Annotated in this window: 18 protein-coding genes; 10 read left to right on the forward strand and 8 right to left on the reverse strand. The window is 73.4% G+C overall.

The features are described from left to right. Positions 1 to 1,270 (reverse strand): leucyl aminopeptidase (locus B7L92_RS23345; protein WP_107501581.1); only part of this gene is annotated, 1,270 nt, incomplete at its 3' end. 286 nt (positions 1,271 to 1,556) lie between these two features. On the opposite strand from B7L92_RS23345, the gene B7L92_RS23350 reads away from it, so the two are divergent. Further along, positions 1,557 to 2,345: an endo alpha-1,4 polygalactosaminidase gene (locus B7L92_RS23350; protein ID WP_081239402.1), complete on the forward strand. Its 789-nt coding sequence runs from the start codon at positions 1,557 to 1,559 to the stop codon at positions 2,343 to 2,345. Between the two features lie 134 nt (positions 2,346 to 2,479). Here B7L92_RS23350 and B7L92_RS23355 read toward each other — a convergent pair whose 3' ends face one another. Then, on the reverse strand, positions 2,480 to 3,271 hold the full coding sequence (locus tag B7L92_RS23355) for an adenosylcobinamide-GDP ribazoletransferase (RefSeq protein ID WP_081239403.1): 792 nt from the start codon (positions 3,269 to 3,271) through the stop codon (positions 2,480 to 2,482). A 60-nt stretch (positions 3,272 to 3,331) separates the two neighbouring features. On the opposite strand from B7L92_RS23355, the gene B7L92_RS23360 reads away from it, so the two are divergent. Beyond that, positions 3,332 to 4,096 carry a hypothetical protein gene (locus tag B7L92_RS23360; protein WP_081239404.1) on the forward strand — a complete coding sequence of 255 codons (765 nt, stop codon included), beginning with the start codon at positions 3,332 to 3,334 and terminating at the stop codon, positions 4,094 to 4,096. A gap of 15 nt (positions 4,097 to 4,111) precedes the next feature. On the opposite strand, the gene cobT is transcribed toward B7L92_RS23360, so the two are convergent. After that, positions 4,112 to 5,281 (reverse strand): nicotinate-nucleotide--dimethylbenzimidazole phosphoribosyltransferase, encoded by a 1,170-nt coding sequence (gene cobT, locus B7L92_RS23365; protein ID WP_081239405.1) that lies wholly within the window; start codon positions 5,279 to 5,281, stop codon positions 4,112 to 4,114. A 172-nt stretch (positions 5,282 to 5,453) separates the two neighbouring features. Between cobT and B7L92_RS23370 the strand changes: the two genes are divergently transcribed. After that, positions 5,454 to 6,530: a class I SAM-dependent methyltransferase gene (locus B7L92_RS23370; protein WP_081239406.1), complete on the forward strand. Its 1,077-nt coding sequence runs from the start codon at positions 5,454 to 5,456 to the stop codon at positions 6,528 to 6,530. A 24-nt stretch (positions 6,531 to 6,554) separates the two neighbouring features. Here the strand turns inward: B7L92_RS23370 and B7L92_RS23375 are convergent, their stop codons facing one another. Further along, positions 6,555 to 7,763, reverse strand: a complete 1,209-nt coding sequence (locus B7L92_RS23375; protein WP_081239407.1) for a bifunctional adenosylcobinamide kinase/adenosylcobinamide-phosphate guanylyltransferase — start codon at positions 7,761 to 7,763, stop codon at positions 6,555 to 6,557. A 162-nt stretch (positions 7,764 to 7,925) separates the two neighbouring features. Here B7L92_RS23375 and B7L92_RS23380 point away from each other — a divergent pair, with 162 nt between their 5' ends. Then, positions 7,926 to 8,138 (forward strand): hypothetical protein, encoded by a 213-nt coding sequence (locus tag B7L92_RS23380; protein ID WP_016826623.1) that lies wholly within the window; start codon positions 7,926 to 7,928, stop codon positions 8,136 to 8,138. Between the two features lie 49 nt (positions 8,139 to 8,187). On the opposite strand, the gene B7L92_RS23385 is transcribed toward B7L92_RS23380, so the two are convergent. Both B7L92_RS23385 and B7L92_RS23390 read right to left on the reverse strand, forming a co-directional pair. After that, positions 8,188 to 8,889, reverse strand: coding sequence for a methyltransferase domain-containing protein (locus tag B7L92_RS23385; RefSeq protein WP_081239408.1), 702 nt, complete (start codon positions 8,887 to 8,889; stop codon positions 8,188 to 8,190). 83 nt (positions 8,890 to 8,972) lie between these two features. Further along, positions 8,973 to 9,650 (reverse strand): DUF3043 domain-containing protein, encoded by a 678-nt coding sequence (locus B7L92_RS23390; protein WP_081239409.1) that lies wholly within the window; start codon positions 9,648 to 9,650, stop codon positions 8,973 to 8,975. A gap of 224 nt (positions 9,651 to 9,874) precedes the next feature. Here B7L92_RS23390 and B7L92_RS23395 point away from each other — a divergent pair, with 224 nt between their 5' ends. From B7L92_RS23395 to B7L92_RS23415, 5 genes are all read left to right on the forward strand, one after another. Further along, a complete protein-coding gene (locus B7L92_RS23395; RefSeq protein WP_078495430.1) occupies positions 9,875 to 10,684 on the forward strand; it encodes a PspA/IM30 family protein in 810 nt (269 codons plus the stop codon). A gap of 47 nt (positions 10,685 to 10,731) precedes the next feature. Next, positions 10,732 to 11,013 carry a PspA-associated protein PspAA gene (pspAA, locus tag B7L92_RS23400; protein WP_081239410.1) on the forward strand — a complete coding sequence of 94 codons (282 nt, stop codon included), beginning with the start codon at positions 10,732 to 10,734 and terminating at the stop codon, positions 11,011 to 11,013. A gap of 167 nt (positions 11,014 to 11,180) precedes the next feature. Beyond that, positions 11,181 to 12,410 carry a sensor histidine kinase gene (locus B7L92_RS23405; RefSeq protein ID WP_081239411.1) on the forward strand — a complete coding sequence of 410 codons (1,230 nt, stop codon included), beginning with the start codon at positions 11,181 to 11,183 and terminating at the stop codon, positions 12,408 to 12,410. Positions 12,411 to 12,432: 22 nt separating this feature from the next. After that, entirely contained in the window at positions 12,433 to 13,119 is a 687-nt protein-coding gene (locus B7L92_RS23410; protein ID WP_081239412.1) for a response regulator, read from the forward strand. Positions 13,120 to 13,297: 178 nt separating this feature from the next. Next, entirely contained in the window at positions 13,298 to 16,414 is a 3,117-nt protein-coding gene (locus B7L92_RS23415; RefSeq protein ID WP_081239413.1) for an efflux RND transporter permease subunit, read from the forward strand. A gap of 100 nt (positions 16,415 to 16,514) precedes the next feature. Here B7L92_RS23415 and nadA read toward each other — a convergent pair whose 3' ends face one another. Continuing rightward, entirely contained in the window at positions 16,515 to 17,699 is a 1,185-nt protein-coding gene (gene nadA, locus B7L92_RS23420; RefSeq protein WP_026085254.1) for a quinolinate synthase NadA, read from the reverse strand. Between the two features lie 336 nt (positions 17,700 to 18,035). On the opposite strand from nadA, the gene B7L92_RS23425 reads away from it, so the two are divergent. Then, on the forward strand, positions 18,036 to 18,392 hold the full coding sequence (locus B7L92_RS23425) for an iron-sulfur cluster assembly accessory protein (RefSeq protein WP_030340884.1): 357 nt from the start codon (positions 18,036 to 18,038) through the stop codon (positions 18,390 to 18,392). Positions 18,393 to 18,568: 176 nt separating this feature from the next. Here B7L92_RS23425 and B7L92_RS23430 read toward each other — a convergent pair. After that, positions 18,569 to 19,774 (reverse strand): hypothetical protein (locus tag B7L92_RS23430; protein ID WP_255311103.1); only part of this gene is annotated, 1,206 nt, incomplete at its 5' end.

The raw sequence follows: 19,774 nt of genomic DNA on the forward strand, positions 1-19,774 counted from the left end.
CGCGGTGCATGAGGCCGCCGACCTGCTCGGCGGCCTCATGCACCGCGGAGCGGAACGCGTCGTCGTTCGCCATGATCCCGAACGTGCGGTTGCCCAGCGCCAGCATCATCGCGCCGGTCAGGGTCGCGACGTCCACGATCGCGTCCGGCTTCTCCTGGGAGGCGGCCCACAGCGCGTCGGCGAGGACGAGACGGCCCTCGGCGTCGGTGTTGAGCACCTCCACGGTCTTGCCGCTGTACATGCGCAGCACGTCACCCGGACGGGTGGCGGAGCCGGAGGGCATGTTCTCGGCCAGGGCCAGCCAGCCGGTGACGTTGACCTCCAGGCCGAGGCGGGCGGCGGCGACGACCGCGGCGAACACGGCGGCGGCACCGCTCATGTCGCACTTCATCGTCTCGTTGTGCCCGGCCGGCTTCAGCGAGATGCCGCCCGAGTCGTAGGTGATGCCCTTGCCGACGAAGGCGAGGTGCTGCTTCGCCTTGGACGAGGTGTACGACAGCTTCACCAGGCGCGGGCCCGACGCCGAGCCGGCACCGACGCCGAGGATGCCGCCGTAGCCGCCCTTGGCCAGGGCCTTCTCGTCGAGCACCTGCACCTTGATGCCGTGCTCCTTGGCCGCCGCCTGGGCGATGGCCGCGAACGCCTCGGGGTTGAGGTCGTTCGGCGGGGTGTTGATCAGGTCGCGGGCGCGGTTGAGCTCCTCGGAGACGGCGACGGCCCGCTCGACGGCGGCCTTGTACGCCTTGTCGCGGGGCTTGCCGCCGAGCAGCGCGGCCTCGGCCAGCGGCGCCTTGCCGTTCTTCCGGGCCTCGGAGCCGTTGCCGTTCTTGTAGGCGTCGAAGGAGTAGGCGCCGAGCAGCACGCCCTCGGCGATCGCGCCGACGGCGTCGGCGTCCGCCAGGGGCAGGGCGAAGGCGGCCTTCTTCGATCCGGCGAGGGCGCGGGCGGCCACGCCGGCGGCCGTGCGCAGCGCCTCGGTGTCGTAGGCGGTGTCCTTCTCGGGCCGGTCGCCCAGGCCCACCGCCACCACGAGCGGTGCCTTGAAGCCGGCCGGCGCGGGGAGCTTCGTCACCTCGCCCTCGGCGCCGGACGCGCCGAGGGTCTCCAGGACGCCGGCGAGCCTGCCGTCGTACGCCTTGTCCAGGTCTTCGGCACCCGGTGCGACGACCAGGCTCCCGGACCTGGACGCAGCGCCCTTGGCGACACCGATCACGATCGCGTCGGCCCGCAGGCCGGGCACCGCGGCGGTGCTGAGAGTGAGAGCAGTCACGGTGGTGAATTCTCGCTTCCGATGTGAAGTTGCTGTGGCCGAGCGGTGTGGGTCGACCGGGCCCGGCAGCCGACCCTAATGGCGACGTGCGGGTGCGGTTTCGGCGGGTCCATCCCCGGTGCGGCGAACACTCGGGACGAGACTACGCGCGTATGTGCGCGCGCTCATTCTTGCGGGCGTTCACCTTTCGGTGATGCGACGGCCGTGTGCCGGGTGCCCGCCGTCGGGCCGCGCTACCACGGGGGTCATCCTGGAGGCCCCCTGCCGCCCGTTCCGGAGACCGCCGGTGAGAAGACCGCTCCCGCTCGCCCTGTTGCTCGCCCTGCTGCTCGCGGCCTGCACGACCGCGCCCGCGCCCGACCCGGGGAGGGACGGCTCCCGCTGGCGGCCCGGACCCGGCACCGACTGGCAGTGGCAGCTCAGCGGGCGGCTCGACACCTCCGTCGACGTGCCGGTCTACGACATCGACGGCTTCGAGCACTCCCGGGAGACGGTCGCGAAGCTGCACCGCGACGGCCGCAGGGTCATCTGCTACCTCTCCACCGGCGCCTGGGAGGACTTCCGTCCGGACGCGGACGCCTTCCCCGAGGCGGTGATCGGCCGCGGCAACGGCTGGGAGGGCGAGCGGTGGCTCGACATCCGCCGCACCGACGTCCTGGAGCCGATCATGGCGGAACGCCTCGACATGTGCCGCGACAAGGGCTTCGACGCGGTCGAGCCGGACAACATGGACGGCTACCGCAACCGCACCGGCTTCCCGCTCACCGCGCGCGACCAGCTCCGCTACAACCGCCTCGTCGCCCGGCTCGCCCACGAGCGCGGACTGGCGGTCGGCCTGAAGAACGACCTCGACCAGATCCCGCAGCTCGTCGGCGACTTCGACTTCGCGGTCAACGAACAGTGCGCCCAGTACGGCGAGTGCGCGCGGCTGACGCCGTTCGTCGAGGCGGGCAAGGCCGTCTTCCACGCCGAGTACGAGCTGCCCACCGACCGCTTCTGCGCCGAGTCCCGGCGGCTGGGGCTGAGCTCGCTGCTCAAGAAGTACGAACTGGGGGCGTGGCGCCGGGCCTGCTGAGCCCGGCACCCGTCACCGTCGTGCCGGGCCGCGGCCGGTGGGACGTCAAGGGCAACGTCCCCCGGTCCCCGGTGCGTTCGGCGGGCCGGGGCAGGGCGCGGCCCGCGGGACCGCGGGAGCGGGAAGGGGGCGTTTCAGCCCAGTGACACGACGACCAGCGCGGTCGTCGCCGCCGTCTCCGCGAGCCCGCCGAACACGTCACCGGTGACCCCGCCGAAGCGGCGGACGCAGCGCCGCAGCAGCAGTTCGGCGGCGACGACGGCCAGCACCACCGCGAGGACGGTGCGCACCGCGTCGTACGCCCCGAGGAACGCGCCCCCGGCCGCGGCCGCCCCGGTCACCGCGAGGGCGACCGGCAGCGCGCCCGCCACCGGCACCGCCCCCGCGACCGCCGCGCCCAGCCCCTCCGGACGGGCGGGCGGCACCCCCGTGCGGGCGGCCAGCGTGAGGGCCAGCCGGGCCGCGACCGCCGAGACGACGGCGGCGAGCGCGCCCCGGGCCCAGGACCCGCCGTACGCCTGCGCCAGCGCGGCCACCTGGGCCAGCAGCACCAGGACGAGCGTGAGCACCCCGAACGGCCCGATGTCCGACTGCTTCATGATCCGCAGCGCGTCCTCGGCGGGCTTGGCGCTGCCGAGCCCGTCCGCGGTGTCGGCGAGGCCGTCGAGGTGCAGCCCCCGGGTCAGGGCGGCCGGTACGGCGACCGTGGCGACGGCGGCGAGCGGCGCGCCCGCGCCGAGGAACAGCAGCAGCAGTCCGGCGGCGGCGGCCGTGCCCCCGACCACCAGCCCGGCCAGCGGGGCGCACAGCATCCCGGCGCGCGCGGCCGGGCGGTCCCAGCGGGTCACCCGGACCGGGAGCACGGTGAGGGTGCCGAAGGCGAAGCGGAGGCCGTCGGCCGGGGAGGTCGGGGAGGGTGCGGACACCGGCGCAGATTACCCGGCGGTCACCGGGGTACCTTCGGCGACCACGGATAAAGTGCCCATATGGGACAGTGGCTGGAGCGGAACATCGTCGAGCCGGGCAAGCTGCCGCTGCTCCTCGCCCTCGCCGCCTTCGTCCTCACCTTCGTGGTCACCCGGGTCATCACCCGCCTGATCCGGGCCGGCAAGGGGCCCTTCGGCAACATCAAGGCCGGCGACGTGCACGTCCACCACGTGGTGCCCGGCGTCATCCTCGCGGTGGCCGGGGGCTTCGGCGCGCTGGCGGGCCAGGGGCGCGGCCTCGGCGCGGCGCTCAGCGCGGTCGTCTTCGGCGTCGGCGCGGGCCTCGTCCTGGACGAGTTCGCCCTGATCCTGCACCTCGACGACGTCTACTGGACCGAGGCCGGCCGCAAGAGCGTCGAGATGGTCGTCCTCACCGCCGCCCTGGTCGGCCTGCTGCTGGCCGGCTTCGTGCCGTTCGGCGTCAACGACCTCTCCCCGGAGGAGCTCCACAACCGCGCGGGCGTCGCGGGGAGCGTCGGCGTGAACTTCCTCTTCGCGCTGATCGCGCTGAGCAAGGGCAAGGCGCGGATCGCGCTGTTCGGCGTGATCGTGCCCGCCGTCGCCCTCATCGGCGCCCTGCGCCTGGCCCGTCCCGACTCCCTGTGGGCCAAGCGCTTCTACCGGAACCGGCCCCGGGCGCGGGCCAAGGCCGTCCTGCGCGCCTACCACCACGACCGCCGCTGGTCCGGTCCCCGCCGCGCCGTCCAGGACTGGATCGGCGGCAAACCGGACCCGACCCCGCCGCGCCCCCTCGAACACCGCTGAACCGGGCCGCGGCCCCTACCGCTCCTGCGCTGCTTCCTGCTCCGGTCCCGGTCCCGTCCCCGGTCCCGTTTCCGGTCCGGCCTCCGGCTGTCGCTCCGCGTCCTCCGCGTCCTCCGCGTCCTCTGCGCCCTTCGCGTCCTCCGGGCGTTCCGGGAGCTCCGCCGCCAGGGCGGCGGCCGCCTGGACCAGGGGCAGGGCCAGCAGGCCGCCGGTGCCCTCACCCACGGTGACGCCGTGGGTGAGGAGGGGTTCGAGGGCCATCCGGTCCAGTGCCTTCGCCTGGGCCGGCTCACCGCTGTCGTGCGCGGCCAGCCACCAGTCCGGCGCCCGGAAGGCGACCCGCTGGCCCACCAGCGCGCACGCCGACGCCACCACCCCGTCGAGCACGACCGGCAGCTTGCGCACCGCGGCCTGGAGCAGGAAGCCCGTCATCGCGGTGAGATCGGCGCCGCCCACCGTCGCCAGCAGCTGCAACTGGTCGCCCAGCACGGGCCGCGCCCGGCGCAGCGCGTCGCGGATCGCCGCGCACTTGCGCATCCACGCCAGGTCGTCGATCGCCAGCCCGCCGCGCCCGGTCACCACCGACGCGTCCGTCCCGCACAGGGCGGCCACCAGCACGCCCGCCGCGGTGGTCCCGCCCACGCTCAGGTCGCCGAGCACCACCAGGTCCGTACCGGAGTCGGCCTCCTCGTCGGCCACGGCCGTCCCGGCCCGGAACGCCGCCTCGGCCTCCTCGGGGCTCAGCGCGTCCTCGATGTCGATGCGCCCGCTGCCGCGCCGCACCCGGTGCCGTACGACGTCCTCGGGCAGCGACGCGGGGTCGCAGTCCAGGGCCATGTCGACCACCCGCACCGGCACCCCGAGCCGCCGGGCCAGCACGGACACCGGACGGCCGCCCTCCAGCACCTCCCGCACCAGCTCCACGGCGCTGCCCGCGGCCCGCGCCGAGACACCCAGCTCGGCGACCCCGTGATCCCCGGCGAAGAGCACCACCCGGGGCTGTTCGATCGGCCGCACCGGCACCGCGGACTGCGCTGCGGCCAGCCACTCACCCAGGTCGTCGAGGCGGCCCAGCGATCCGGGCGGCACGGTCAGGCGCTCCCGGCGCGCCTCCGCGTCGCGGCGCACCCCGCCGTCCGGGCGCTCGATCAGATCGGTGAAGTCGTCGAGATTAAGCGAGCTCATTCGCCGAACAGTACCGGCCCCGGTCGAACACGACGGAGCACCGGTCACCACCGCGCCGAGGGCCCCGTCCGCACCACGCCAGCACTGCGTCGATGCGGTCCGAGGAGTCGTCCCCTACGTAACGTTTTGCAGTGGATTGCCGTGTCGTACGTCCTCTTGCCGGGAGCCGCCCATGTCCGCGCCCACCCCACCCACCGCGCACGCCTCGGCCGCGGCGGGTCCCGCCCCCCACGGCTCCGCCCGGGTGCACGAGCCGCGTCGGGAGGACTGCCCCTGGTGCGGCTCCACGCGGCTGCGCAACCGGCTGCGCACCGGCGATCTGCGCCGGCACCGGCCGGGTCTGTTCACCGTCGACGCGTGCCGGGACTGCGGCCACACCTTCCAGAACCCCCGCCTCACCGCCGAGGGCCTCGCCTTTCACCGGCGGGCCGTGCGCGGAGCCCCCCGGGACCCCGCCACCGAGCGCGTCCTCGCCCTGCGCACCACCCCGCAGCGCCACCGCTGCACCGCCCGCGCGATGCTGCGCTTCGGCGAACCGGAGAGCTGGCTGGACGTCGGCACCGGACTCGCCCGCTTCCCGCAGGCCGCGCGGGAGTTCTTCCCGTACACCTCCTTCGACGGCACCGACCTCACCGCGCGCGTCGAGAGGGCCCGCACGCTCGGCCGCGTCGAGGAGGCCCACGTCGGAGCGCTGACGGACCCGTGGGTCGCGGCCCGGGTGGCCGCCCGCTACGACGTGGTCAGCCTGCTGCACCACCTGGAGCACACCACCGACCCCCGCGCGGAGCTCCACGCGGCCCTCGACGCCCTGCGCCCCGGCGGTCACCTGCTCGTCGAGACCCTGGACCCGCGCTGCGCGTTCGCCGCCCTGTTCGGCCGCTGGTGGCTGCCCTACGACCAGCCCCGCCGGCTGCACCTGCTGCCCCCGAGCAACCTCCGCGCGGAACTCCGGGCCCACGGCTGCGAGATCGTCGCCGCGGGGCACCGCGCCGCGCACGTCCCGTACGACCTCGCCGGCGCGACCGCGCTGGCCCTCTCCCACGCCCTGCCCGCCCCGGACGCCCCCTGGCGGGCCGTCCCGTCGACCCCGTTCCGGCGGTACCTGCGCGCGGTCCTGCTGCGCGCGGGCACCCCGCTGGTGGTCGCCGCGGCGCTGGCGGACCTCGCCCTCGCGCCCGTGGCGCGCCACACCCCGTTCGCCAACGCCCACCGGATCATCGCGCGCAAGCCGAAGCCGGCGAGACGCTGACCCGGCCCGGCCGGTCCCCGCGTCTCATCCCCGCAGGACGACCGCCTGTCCCGCCACCACCAGCAGCACCTGCTCGCACTCCTGCGCGAACGCCGCGTTCAGCCGCCCGAGTTCGTCCCGGTACCGGCGGCCGGACGCGGTGGCGGGCACGATGCCCGAGCCCACCTCGTTGGAGACGGCGACCACCGTCCGCCGGGTCGCGCGCACCGCGTCGGTCAGCTCCCGCACCCGCTCCCGCAGGGCCCGTTCCCCGCCGTCCGCCCACTCCGCGTCGTCCCAGGCCCCCACCGCGTCCATCGCGTCCGTCAGCCACAGCGACAGGCAGTCCACGAGCAGCGGCGGCCCGTCGTCCTTCAGCAGCGGCACCAGGTCGCAGGTCTCCACGGTCCGCCACGACCCCGGCCGCCGCTCCTGGTGCGCCGACACCCGCGCCGCCCACTCGGTGTCCCCGCCCCGCGACCCGCCGGTCGCCACGTACAGCACCTGGGGGAAGGACTCCAGCCGCCGCTCGGCCTCCACCGACTTGCCCGAGCGGGCCCCGCCCAGCACCAGCGTCCGCCGCGGCACCTCGGGCACGTCGGGCACGTTCTCGTAGGCGCCCACCACCAGCGTGGTCCCGTCCGGCACGGCGCGCGCCCCGGCCGCCGCGAGCCGCCGCCGCAGCTCCGCGCCCGGCGGCACGTCGTGGTCCAGGTGGACCGCGACGACGTCCGTGGTCGGCCCCACCGAGCCGACCGCCCGCAGCCGCGCCAGCGCGTCCGGGCGCCCCAGGACGTCCAGCAGCACCATGGCGTACGACTCGGCCGGCTCCTCCAGCCCGGCCGGCGCGCCGCCCGGCGGGAGGTACAGCAGCCGCTGCCCGTCCGGACCGGTCACCGCGTACCCGGTGCCGGGCGCGTCCAGCGCCACCGCGCGCACCCGATGCCCCGTCAGCAGCGCCAACTCCCGCCCGTCCGGCACCCGGCCGGGCTGCGGCAGCCCGGCCGGCACCTCGATCGCGGGGCCGTCGTGCGGGTGCGACAGCAGCACCTGGCGCACGCCGCCCAGCGCATGCCCCGCGCGGGCCGCCGCGAACGCCACGCCGGGCATGAGGTCCAGCAGTAGCTCCCCGTCCACGAGCAGCGAGGTCGCCGTCCGCGCGTGGGGGCCGAGCGCGGACGCGCACGCGGCGCAGGGACAGTCGGGGCGGGGCAGTCCCGCGGGGGCACCGGTGCCGAGCAGAGTCAGTTCCACGGACTCGATTTTCGCCCGTCCCCGCGGCCGCTGCGCGCCCGAGTGGACCCTTTCGTCACGGGGCAGGCGGAAGATCGGCGAAAGGGCCTAGGCTCTTGGGCGGGAGCCGGACCGGGATCCGGCTCCCGCTGTGCAGTGTGCTCACACCCATGGGAGGCGTACATGGCGGCATGGACGTGGCGGTTCGAGAAGGCCGACGGGACGCAGGTCGAGCCCGCGGTGCCGCCGGAGGAGTTCCCCACGCAGGGGGACGCCGAGTCCTGGATCGGGGAGAACTGGAAGGCACTGCTGGAGGGCGGCGCCGACCAGGTGCGGCTGCTGGAGGACACCACGGAGATCTACGGGCCGATGAGCCTGCAGGCCGAGGAGGCGTGAGCCCCGGGCGGGGGCCGGCCGGGCCCTCGCCCACCACGGTGCGGAGGATTCAGCCCCGTACCCCGCACAGGTGCAGCAGCGCCGCCACCGCGCGGTAGGGGTCCGTGCGGCCGGCCCGCTCCTCGGCCGCGAGGAGGGTCTCCAGGTCGTCCGGGACCTCCGCGCCGTCGGCCGCGGTGTCCGTGAAGACCCGCACGCCGTACCAGGTGTGCAGGGGCGCGCCGATCCCCGCGAGCGTCGCCGTCAGCGTCTTCAGCCGGTCGGCGCGGGCGTCCAGTCCCAGCCGGTTCCGGTACGTCACCGAGTCGAAGCCGGCCAGCGCCCCGGCCCAGTCGCCGGACAGGCCCGGCCGCATCGCCAGCGCGTCGCCGTTGCGCACCAGCAGCGACAGCAGTCCGCCGGGCGCGAGCATCCGGGCCAGGCCCGCGAGCAGCGCGTCCGGCTCCTCGACGTACATCAGCACGCCGTGGCACAGCACGACGTCGAAGCTGCCCGGCAGGAAGTGCACCCCGGTGTCCCGGCCGTCGCCCTCGATGATCCGCATCCGCTCCCGGATGCCCTCCGGTTCCCCGGCCAGGGCCTTCCGCGCGGCGGCGATCATCGTCGCCTCCCGTTCCAGGCCGGTCACCTCGTGGCCGGCCCGGGCCAGCCGCAGCGCCTGCGTGCCCTGGCCCATGCCCACGTCGAGCACGCGCAGCCGCCGGCCGACCGGGAAGCGCCCGACTATCTGCTCCTCCAGCTGGCGGGCCACCAGCTCCTGCCGGACGACGTCGCGCAGGCCACCGAGCTTGTCCAGCCAGGCCCGCGCCGCGGCGCCGGCAAACGGGGTGGCGCTCAGGGCCGCTCCCCGCGCTTGACCTGGGGCTTGGGCAGGCGCAGCCGGCGCATCTGGAGCGAACGCATCAGCGCGTAGGCGACCGCGCCGCGACGGTTGTCGTCGGGGAAGCGCTCGGTGAGCTGCTTCCTGAGCCGGAAGCCGGTGACGATCGAGTCGAGCACGATCATCACGATCACCACGAGCCACAGCAGCAGCGAGGCGTTCTGCAGGGCGGGCACCTGGATCATGCTCATCACGAGGATGACCACGGCCATCGGCAGGAAGTACTCGGCGATGTTGAACCGCGAGTCGACGAAGTCACGGGCGAACCGGCGCACCGGACCCTTGTCGCGGGCGGGCAGGTAGCGCTCGTCGCCGCTGGCCAGGGCCTGGCGCTGACGTTCCAGCGCGGCACGGCGCTCCTCGCGCTGCCGCTTGGCGGCCTCCTTGCGCGTCATGGACGTGTTGGCCACGCTGCGACGCTGGGACTGGGCCACGCTGCGCTTGGGCGTGGGGCGGCCCTTGGGGGCCTCCGGATGACGGGGCTGCTTGGAGTCGGTCACCGTCGCCTTGTCGGCGACCGATGCCTTCTCTTCCTTGGCACGGCTACGGAACACAAAACCCAAGGGTACGGGGTGACCGGGGTTGGACCCCAGCCCCGGGGGGAACGATCCGGCAACACCACTCGTCTCCAGAAGGACAGAGGAGACGCGGAGGGGACACGGCGATCCCGGGGCGGTCGGCCGCCCCGCCCCCGGGGATCACCTACTCCTTACGCCGGATCGGGAGGGCGGTCATTCGTTCTTGGGGATGAGCGCATCCGTCCCCGAACAGTGCGGTAATGGAAGCAGGGCCCGTACTGTGGGTTCTGTCGCAGATCTGTGAGCCGGAGTCCGTCAGAAGGGGGCGCGCGAAGCCCATGAGCGGTGTCATGAAGCGTATGGGGATGATCTTCCGCGCGAAGGCGAACAAGGCCCTTGACCGGGCCGAGGACCCGCGCGAGACCCTCGATTACTCGTACCAGAAGCAGTTGGAGCTGCTCCAGAAGGTCCGCCGCGGTGTCGCCGACGTGGCGACCAGCCGCAAGCGCCTGGAACTCCAGCTCAACCAGCTCCAGTCGCAGTCCTCCAAGCTGGAGGACCAGGGGCGCAAGGCGCTCGCGCTGGGCCGCGAGGACCTGGCCCGCGAGGCGCTCTCCCGCCGCGCCGCCCTCCAGCAGCAGGTGACCGACCTGGAGACGCAGCACGCGACGCTCCAGGGCGAGGAGGAGAAGCTCACCCTCGCGGCCCAGCGGCTCCAGGCCAAGGTGGACGCCTTCCGGACGAAGAAGGAGACCATCAAGGCCACGTACACCGCCGCGCAGGCGCAGACCCGGATCGGGGAGGCCTTCTCCGGCATCTCCGAGGAGATGGGCGACGTCGGGCTGGCGATCCAGCGGGCCGAGGACAAGACGGCCCAGCTCCAGGCGCGGGCCGGCGCGATCGACGAACTGCTCGCCTCCGGCGCCCTGGACGACCCCTCCGGCATGCACAAGGACGACATCCAGGCCGAGCTGGACCGGCTCTCCGGTGGTACGGATGTAGAGCTGGAACTGCAGCGCATGAAGGCCGAGCTGGCCGGGGGCACCACCGGCGGGCAGCAGGCCATCGAGGGCGGCACCGACCGGACCCAGGACCAGGCGCAGTCCCAGCAGCAGCCGCAGGACACCCCGCGCTTCGACAAGCAGTAGTCACCGGCACCACCGACGGGGCACGGGCCCACGCCTAGGAGGGTGACATGATCGTACGGATCATGGGGGAGGGACAGGTGACGCTGGCGGAGAGCCGGCTCGCCGAGCTGAACAAGCTGGACGAGGAGCTGCTCGCCGAGATGGAGAACGGCGACGGGCCGGGCTTCCGCGCCACCCTCCACGCGCTGCTGGCCAAGGTGCACGACCTCGGCGAGCCGCTGCCGGACGACTCCCTGGAGCCCTCCGACCTCATCCTCCCGTCCCCGGACGCCACCCTGGAGGAGGTCCGGGAACTGCTCAGCGACGACGGCCTCATCCCGGGCCCCTGACGGGTGCCCGGGGACCGCCGGCCCGTCCGGCGGTCGAGGACGAGGACGAGGGAGTCCGGGCGGGGGCCGGGGCGCGGCCCCCGGGACGGCCGCCCGGACACCGGCCCCGTACGTGCGGACACCGCTCCCGTACGCGGGGACGCCCGCCCCGGCTACGGTGAACAGCCGTGAGAACCCTGACGCGTGCCCGGTGCCGGCTGCGGGCCCACCCCTTCGCCCTGGACGCGGCCCTGGCCGCGGGCGTCCTGGTGTGCATGCTGGCCGGATCCTTCGTGGACCCGCACGGCCCGGACGGCGTCACCTGGAAGCTGCGCCCCCCCGACCCGCTCAGCCTGGTCCTCATGACCCTGGGCGCCGCCGCGCTCGTCTTCCGCCGGCGTGCCCCGCGCCGGGTCCTCGTCCTGGCCGGCGGCGCCTCCGTGGTGGAGTCCGTCACCGGCGATCCCCGCGCCCCCGTCGCCATGTGCGCCGTGCTCGCGCTCTACACCGTCGCCTCCACCACCGACCGCCCCACCACCTGGCGCATCGGCCTGCTCACCACGACGGTGCTCACCGGCACCGCCATGATCGCCGGGCCGCTGCCCTGGTACGCCCAGGAGAACCTGGCGATCTTCGCCTGGACCGGCATCGGCGCCACCGCCGGGGACGCCGTCCGCAGCCGCCGCGCCTTCGTCCGGGCCATCCGCGAACGCGCCGAACGGGCCGAACGCACCCGTGAGGAGGAGGCCCGCCGCCGCGTCGCCGAGGAGCGGCTGCGTATCGCCCGCGATCTGCACGACGTGGTCGCCCACCACATCGCCCTGATCAACGTCCAGGCCGGGGTCGCCGCCCACGTCATGGACAGACGGCCCGACCAGGCCAAGGAGGCGCTGGCCCACGTCCGCGAGGCCAGCCGCTCCGCGCTGGGCGAACTGCGGGCCACCGTCGGCCTGCTGCGCCAGTCCGGCGACCCCGAGGCGCCCACCGAACCGGCGCCCGGCCTGGACCGCCTCGACGAACTCGCCGGCACCTTCCGCAGCGCCGGGCTGCGGGTCGAGGTCGCCCGGGCCGACCAGGGCACCGTCCTTCCCGCCGCCGTCGACCTGGCCGCCTACCGGATCGTCCAGGAGGCCCTCACCAACGTGCGCAAGCACGCCGGCGACGCGGCGAAGGCGGAGGTCAGCGTCGTCCGGGTGGGACCCCACGTCGAGATCACCGTCCTCGACGACGGCACCGGCGACGGCCAGGTCGGCGCCCCCGGTGACGGATCCGGCGGCGGACACGGACTGCTCGGCATGCGCGAACGCGTCACCGCCCTGCGCGGCACCCTCACCACCGGTCCCCGCTACGGCGGCGGTTTCCGCGTCCATGCGATCCTGCCCGTCGAGACCCGCACGTCCGCCCAGGACGGCCTGTGACCAGCGCACCGGGGGAGCCCGTATGACGATCCGCGTCCTGCTCGCCGACGACCAGGCACTGCTGCGCAGTGCCTTCAGGGTGCTGGTCGACTCCGAGCCGGACATGGAGGTGGTGGGCGAGGCGTCCGACGGCGCGGAGGCGGTCCGGCTGGCCCGCGAGCAGCGGGCCGACGTCGTCCTGATGGACATCCGGATGCCCGGCACCGACGGTCTCGCCGCCACCCGCATGATCAGCGCGGACCCCGCACTCGCCGCGGTCCGGGTGGTGATCCTGACCACCTTCGAGGTCGACGACTACGTGGTGCAGTCCCTGCGCGCCGGCGCCTCCGGCTTCCTCGGCAAGGGCTCCGAACCGGACGAGCTGCTGAACGCCATCCGGATCGCCGCCGAGGGCGAGGCCCTGCTCTCCCCGGCCGCCACCAAGGGCCTGATCGCCCGCTTCCTCGCCCAGGAGGACGCGGCCGGCGAGGCCGACCGCGACCCCGCCCGCGCCGAACGCCTGGAGTCGCTCACCGTCCGCGAGCGCGAGGTGCTGGTCCAGGTGGCCGGCGGGCACTCCAACGACGAGATCGCCGAACGCCTCGAGGTCAGCCCGCTGACGGTGAAGACGCACGTCAACCGGGCCATGGCCAAGCTGGGCGCCCGGGACAGGGCCCAGCTGGTGGTGACCGCCTACGAATCGGGGCTGGTCCGTCCGAGGGCGGACTGAGCACCGGCGGGCGTACTGCGCAGGGAGTAGGCGCCGCCCGAGGAACAGGACCTCGGGCCTACGGATCGGCCCTCACCGATGCCCCAGTGTGGAGAACGGACGCCCCTCCGCGCCCGCCCCTGTCCCTCCAGGTACGTCCCGTACCCCTGACCGCTCACGGAAGAGAGACCCGTCACCCATGTCCTGGCTGGCCAGATTCAGCCTCGCACAACGGGCGCTGATCGGACTGATGTCGATCATCGCGCTCGTGTTCGGGGCGATCGCGATACCTCAGCTCAAGCAGCAGTTGCTGCCCACCATCGAACTGCCCATGGTCTCCGTGATCGCCCCGTACCAGGGCGCGTCCCCCGACGTGGTGGAGAAGCAGGTCGTCGAGCCCATCGAGGCCAACCTGGAGGCCGTCGACGGCATCTCCGGCGTCACCTCGAAGGCCAGCGAGGGCAACGCCGTGATCATGGCGTCCTTCGACTTCGGCAACGACACCGAGCAGCTCGTCGCCGACGTCCAGCAGGCCGTCAACCGGGCCCGCGCGATGCTGCCCGACGCCGTGGACCCGCAGGTCGTCGCCGGTTCCACCGACGACATCCCGACCGTGGTCCTCGCCGTCACCTCCGACAAGGACCAGCAGGCCCTCGCCGACCAGCTCGACCGGACCGTGGTGCCCGCGCTGAAGGACATCGACGGCGTCGGCCAGGTCATGGTGGACGGCGTACGGGAGCTCCAGGTCACCGTCACCCCCGACGACGCGAAGCTGGCCAAGGCCGGTCTCACGCCGCAGGCGCTGACCCAGGCCCTGCAGGCGGGCGGTGCGACCGTCCCGGCCGGCTCCTTCGACGAGGACGGCGCCAACCGCACCGTCCAGGTGGGCGGCGGCTACACCTCGATCCAGCAGATCGAGGACCTGATGGTCACCGGCGAGCCCGGCAAGGGCAAGCCGGTCCGCCTCGGTTCGGTGGCCGACGTGGAACAGCGGGAGGCCGCGGCCGACTCCCTCACCCGCACCAACGGCAGCCCCAGCCTCGCCGTGGTGGTCACCATGGACCACGACGGCAGCGCGGTCACGATCTCGAACGCCGTCGCCGACCTGCTGCCCGACCTGCGCGAGGACCTCGGCTCGGGCGCCGAGCTCACCGTCGTCAGCGACCAGGGCCCGGCGGTGTCCCAGGCCATCGAGGGCCTGACCACCGAGGGCGCGCTCGGCCTCGTCTTCGCGGTCCTGGTGATCCTGGTCTTCCTCACGTCGATCCGCTCGACGCTGGTTACGGCGGTCTCCATCCCGCTCTCCGTGGTCCTCGCCCTGATCGTGCTGTGGACGCGCGACCTGTCGCTGAACATGCTGACCCTGGGCGCGCTGACCATCGCGATCGGCCGGGTCGTGGACGACTCCATCGTCGTCCTGGAGAACATCAAGCGGCACCTCGGCTACGGCGAGGAGCGCCACGAGGCGATCATGAAGGCGGTGCGCGAGGTGGCCGGCGCGGTGACCTCCGCGACGCTCACCACGGTCGCCGTCTTCCTGCCGATCGGCCTGGTCGGTGGCATGGTGGGCGAGCTGTTCGGCTCCTTCAGCCTCACCGTCACCGCCGCGCTGCTGGCGTCCCTGCTGGTGTCGCTGACGGTCGTCCCCGTCCTGTCGTACTGGTTCCTGCGGCCCCCGAAGGGCACCCCCGAGGACGCCGAGGAGGCCCGCCGGCTGGCCGAGGAGAAGGAGGCGAAGAGCCGCCTCCAGCGCGGCTACCTCTCCGTCCTGCGCTTCGCCACCCGGCGCAGGCTGGCCAGCCTGGCCATCGCGGTCGTCGTCCTGATCGCCACGTTCGCCATGGCACCGCTGCTCAAGACCAACTTCTTCGACCAGGGCGAGCAGAAGGTCCTCACCCTCCGCCAGGAGCTGGAGCCGGGCACCAGCCTCGCGGCGACCGACGCCCAGGCCAAGAAGGTCGAGAAGCTGCTCGACGAGACCGAGGGCGTCAAGGACCACCAGGTCACGATCGGCTCGTCCGGCTTCATGGCGGCCTTCGGCGGCGGTACGGACACCAACCGGGCGACGTACCAGGTGATGCTGGAGGACTCCGCCTCCCACGAGGACGTGCGGGACAGCCTCGAGAAGGGTCTCGCCGCCCTCGACGGCATCGGCACCACCACCGTCGCGGCCGGCGACGGCTTCGGCAACCAGGACCTGAGCGTCGTCGTTAAGGCGGCCGACCCGCAGGTGCTGCGCGAGGCGGCCGACCAGGTGCAGAAGGCCGTGGCCTCCCTGGACGACGTCACCGACGTCACCAGCGACCTGGCGCAGAGCGTGCCGCGCATCTCGGTCGAGGCCGACTCCCGTGCCGCCGCGGCCGGTTTCAACGACCAGACGCTCGGCGCGGCCGTCGCCCAGGCGGTGCGGGGCACCCCGGTCGCCAAGGTGGTGCTGGACGACACCGAGCGGGACGTCGTCGTCCGCTCGGAGCGGACGGCCACGACCCTGGCCGAACTGAAGAAGCTGCCGCTCGGCCCGGTGAAGCTGGGTGACATCGCCACCGTCGAGCTGGTGGACGGCCCGGTGTCCATGACCCGGATCGACGGCCAGCGCTCGGCCACCGTCACCGCCCGGCCGATCGGCGACAACACCGGCGCGGTCAGCGCGGAACTGCAGACCGAGATCAACGCGCTGACGCTCCCGGCGGGCGCGACGGCCGAGATCGGCGGCGTGACCGCCGACCAGGACGAGGCCTTCGGCAACCTGATCCTGGCCATGCTGGCCGCGATCGCGATCGTCTTCATGCTGCTGGTCGGCACCTTCCGCTCGCTCGCCCAGCCGCTGATCCTGCTGGTGTCCATCCCGTTCGCGGCGACGGGCGCGCTCGGCCTGCTGCTCGTCACCGGCACCCCGATGGGCGTCCCGGCGATGATCGGCATGCTGATGCTGATCGGCATCGTGGTGACCAACGCGATCGTGCTGATCGACCTGATCAACCAGTACCGCGACCGGGGCCACGGCGTCGTCGAGGCCGTGCTGGAGGGCGGCCGCCACCGTCTGCGGCCGATCCTGATGACGGCCCTGGCGACGATCTTCGCCCTGCTCCCGATGGCGCTCGGCGTCACCGGCGAGGGCGGCTTCATCGCCCAGCCGCTCGCGGTGGTGGTGATCGGCGGCCTGATCACGTCGACCCTGCTCACCCTGCTCCTGGTCCCGACGCTCTACACGATGCTGGAGCTGCGCAAGGAACGGCGTGCGCGCAAGAAGGCGCTGAAGAAGGGGGAGGCCGCTCCGGAGACCGCCTCGGACGGCCCGGAACCGGCGCGGGTCTGACCGGCCCCGCATACGGGCGAAGGCCCACCCGCGACCCTCGTCGCGGGTGGGCCTTCGTCATGGGCGGCCGTGAAACCGGACGGTCACGGCAGCGGGCCGGTCAGGGCAGCGCCAGCATCCGCTCCAGCGCCAGCTTCGCGAACGCCTCGGTCTCCCGGTCGACCTCGATGCGGTTGACCAGCTTGCCCTCGGCGAGCGACTCCAGCGCCCACACCAGGTGGGGGAGGTCGATGCGGTTCATGGTGGAGCAGAAGCAGACCGTCTTGTCGAGGAAGACGACCTCCTTGCCCTCGGGCGCGAAACGGTTCGCCAGCCGGCGCACCAGGTTCAGTTCCGTGCCGATGGCCCACTTGGAGCCGGCCGGGGCCGCCTCCAGCGCCTTGATGATGTACTCGGTCGACCCGACGTAATCCGCGGCGGCCACGACCTCGTGCTTGCACTCGGGGTGGACCAGGACGTTCACGCCCGGGATCCGCTCGCGCACGTCGTTGACCGAGTCCAGGCTGAAACGGCCGTGCACCGAGCAGTGGCCGCGCCACAGGATCATCTTCGCGGCCCGCAGCTCGTCCGCGGTCAGCCCGCCGTTCGGCCTGTGCGGGTTGTAGACGACGCAGTCCTCCAGCGACATCCCCATGTCCCGCACCGCCGTGTTGCGGCCCAGGTGCTGGTCGGGGAGGAAGAGGACCTTCTCGCCCTGCTCGAAGGCCCAGTCGAGGGCGCGCTTGGCGTTGGAGGAGGTGCAGATGGTGCCGCCGTGCTTGCCGGTGAAGGCCTTGATGTCGGCGGAGGAGTTCATGTAGGAGACGGGGACGACCTGCTCGGCCACCCCGGCCTCGGTCAGCACGTCCCAGCACTCGGCGACCTGCTCGGCGGTGGCCATGTCGGCCATGGAGCAGCCGGCCGCGAGGTCCGGCAGGACCACCTTCTGGTCGTCGGAGGTCAGGATGTCCGCGGACTCCGCCATGAAGTGGACGCCGCAGAACACGATGTACTCGGCCTCCGGCCGCGCGGCGGCCTCCCGGGCCAGCTTGAAGGAGTCTCCCGTGACGTCGGCGAACTGGATGACCTCGTCGCGCTGGTAGTGATGACCGAGCACGAAGACCTTGTCCCCGAGCTTCTCCTTGGCCGCGCGGGCGCGTTCGACCAGGTCCGGGTCGGACGGCGAGGGCAGGTCGCCGGGACACTCCACACCGCGCTCGCTCCTGGGGTCGGCCTCTCGGCCGAGAAGCAGCAGGGCGAGGGGCGTCGGCTGTACGTCGAGCTCCTGGGTCTGGGCGGTGGTCACGACACGCACCCTTTCTGTTCTGCGGCTCGCCGGGTCCGTCTGGACCGGCCCGGCGGGACATGCGGGACACCTTTTCGACTTTTCGTCGAATTGACGCTATCTATCATAACCGGTTCGCGTCACTTTGACGACGGGTCATAGCGTCCATGTGACGTGAATCCCGATGGGCGGCCCTTCATTCCCGGAAGGGCCCACTGATGCCGTTTCCGCTCCGTGCCGTGTGTGCGAGCATGAGGAGAGGCCGAAGGGAACGGGCGCCCGGCCCGGAATGAATCCGTGGCCCCGTCGGTTGCAACCGTCGGCAAGCAGTCTCCGTACAACCCGGGAGAGATGTAGATGTCCGTATCGGACGAGACCACCACCGTCACCGACGGCATCATCCTGACCGACGCCGCCGCGGCCAAGGTCAAGGCCCTGCTCGACCAGGAAGGCCGTGACGACCTCGCGCTGCGTGTCGCCGTCCAGCCCGGCGGCTGCTCCGGCCTGCGCTACCAGCTCTTCTTCGACGAGCGTTCCCTCGACGGCGACGTGGTGAAGGACTTCGGCGGCGTGAAGGTCGTCACCGACCGCATGAGCGCCCCGTACCTGGGCGGCGCGACCGTCGACTTCGTCGACACCATCGAGAAGCAGGGCTTCACGATCGACAACCCGAACGCCACCGGCTCCTGCGCCTGCGGCGACTCCTTCAGCTGAGCCGGAGTTCCTTCCCGGTCGTGCCCGACGGAGCATGACGAAGGCGGCGGCCCCCTTCCGGGGGGCCGCCGCCTTCGGGCGTTCCCGGGCTCCGGGACCTGTTCGGCGGATGGAGCCGGAGAGAACCGACGGGTGCCGGGTCCCGCGTCCCCGGCACGGTCCGCCGGACGAGGGACCTAGCGCGACGGCGGTGCCGGCAGCCGGGCGCCGTCCTTCTGCAGCGGGACCGGCTCGCCGTCCGTGCCGACGACCCGGCGGTCACCGAGCGGCTGGTCGAGCCGCACCGTCAGCTGGTACTCCTTGGCGATCAGGATGCACACCTTGCCCGGCCAGGGCGTCTCCGTCACGGTGACCGTCACCCGGTCGCCGTTCTCGCTCGCCTTCGCCTCGTAGTCGGCGCACACCCCGCCCGTGAAGCTCACGGTCAGCTCACTGCCCTCGGCGGTGTAGCCCTGCACCTCGACGTCCCGGGCGGACGGCGCCGACGTCGGCTCGTCCCCCGGTCCGGTCGGCCGCGGACTGGCCTCCCCGGACCGCGACTGCGGGACCAGGTGCTCCGGGTCCACCGCCGGGTAGGTCACCGTCAGGGCGTCCTCCGCGCCCGTCGGCCGCACCTCGAACAGCCAGGACGGCACGAGGCCCTGCCGTCCGTCCACGGAGTGCGCGGCCAGTCCGAACACCGCCCCGTCCACGGTCAGCGTGTCCTTCTCCGGCAGGGTGGTCGCGTCACCGCACGGCTCCTGCCGTCCCTCCTCCTCCAGCGGGACGGAACTGGCGCAGCCGCCGATGCCCGGGCGGTGGCCGGCGCCCGGCGCCGCGTTCATCGACCTCAGCGCCTCCTCGGCGCCCACCACCGGGTACGTGTCGCCCTTCACCGGTGCCGCGAGCCGTCCGCTGCCGCCGACGACCTCGCCCCGGGCGCCGACGACCACTCCGGTCGTCCAGCCGTACGTCGGCAGCCCGCCGATCTCGGGGTCGGCGTTGACCACCCGGGAGCCGCCCGTGACCTGGCTCGCGTCGAGCTTCGCGTCGTCCTGGCCCACCGCCTTCAGCACCGGCGCGGCGGCCTTCCGCGCGGCCTCCTCGCTCACCACCGGGCCGCCGGTGGAAGGCGCCTCGCACACCTTGCCCTTGCAGGTGTCGGGGCCCGGGGCGTACCGGTGGAAGCTCCAGGCGCCGGGCGCGGCCCGGTCCACCCGCAGGGTGGGCCCGGAACCGTCCTTTCCGCCGATCCGCCAGCCCTCCCCCTCCGCCACCGGCTTCCCCTCGACCCCGAGCGCCTTCGCCAGTCCGGTGACCTGTTCCCGGGTGACCTCACCGCGGGTGCGGTACACCGGCGCCGAGTCGGGGCCGTCCGGGAGCGCGCCGTCGGCGCGGTAGGT

The organism is Streptomyces viridosporus, from assembly GCF_002078235.1.
Taxonomy (GTDB): Bacteria; Actinomycetota; Actinomycetes; order Streptomycetales; family Streptomycetaceae; genus Streptomyces; species Streptomyces viridosporus.

Coding starts and splice junctions, on each gene's coding strand:
- B7L92_RS23360 (WP_081239404.1), top strand. CDS start 3,332: ATGGGACAGTGGCTGGAGCGGAACATCGTCGAGCCGGGCAAGCTGCCG.
- cobT (WP_081239405.1), bottom strand. CDS start 5,281: ATGAGCTCGCTTAATCTCGACGACTTCACCGATCTGATCGAGCGCCCG.
- B7L92_RS23370 (WP_081239406.1), top strand. CDS start 5,454: ATGTCCGCGCCCACCCCACCCACCGCGCACGCCTCGGCCGCGGCGGGT.
- B7L92_RS23380 (WP_016826623.1), top strand. CDS start 7,926: ATGGCGGCATGGACGTGGCGGTTCGAGAAGGCCGACGGGACGCAGGTC.
- B7L92_RS23395 (WP_078495430.1), top strand. CDS start 9,875: ATGAGCGGTGTCATGAAGCGTATGGGGATGATCTTCCGCGCGAAGGCG.
- pspAA (WP_081239410.1), top strand. CDS start 10,732: ATGATCGTACGGATCATGGGGGAGGGACAGGTGACGCTGGCGGAGAGC.
- B7L92_RS23410 (WP_081239412.1), top strand. CDS start 12,433: ATGACGATCCGCGTCCTGCTCGCCGACGACCAGGCACTGCTGCGCAGT.
- B7L92_RS23415 (WP_081239413.1), top strand. CDS start 13,298: ATGTCCTGGCTGGCCAGATTCAGCCTCGCACAACGGGCGCTGATCGGA.
- B7L92_RS23425 (WP_030340884.1), top strand. CDS start 18,036: ATGTCCGTATCGGACGAGACCACCACCGTCACCGACGGCATCATCCTG.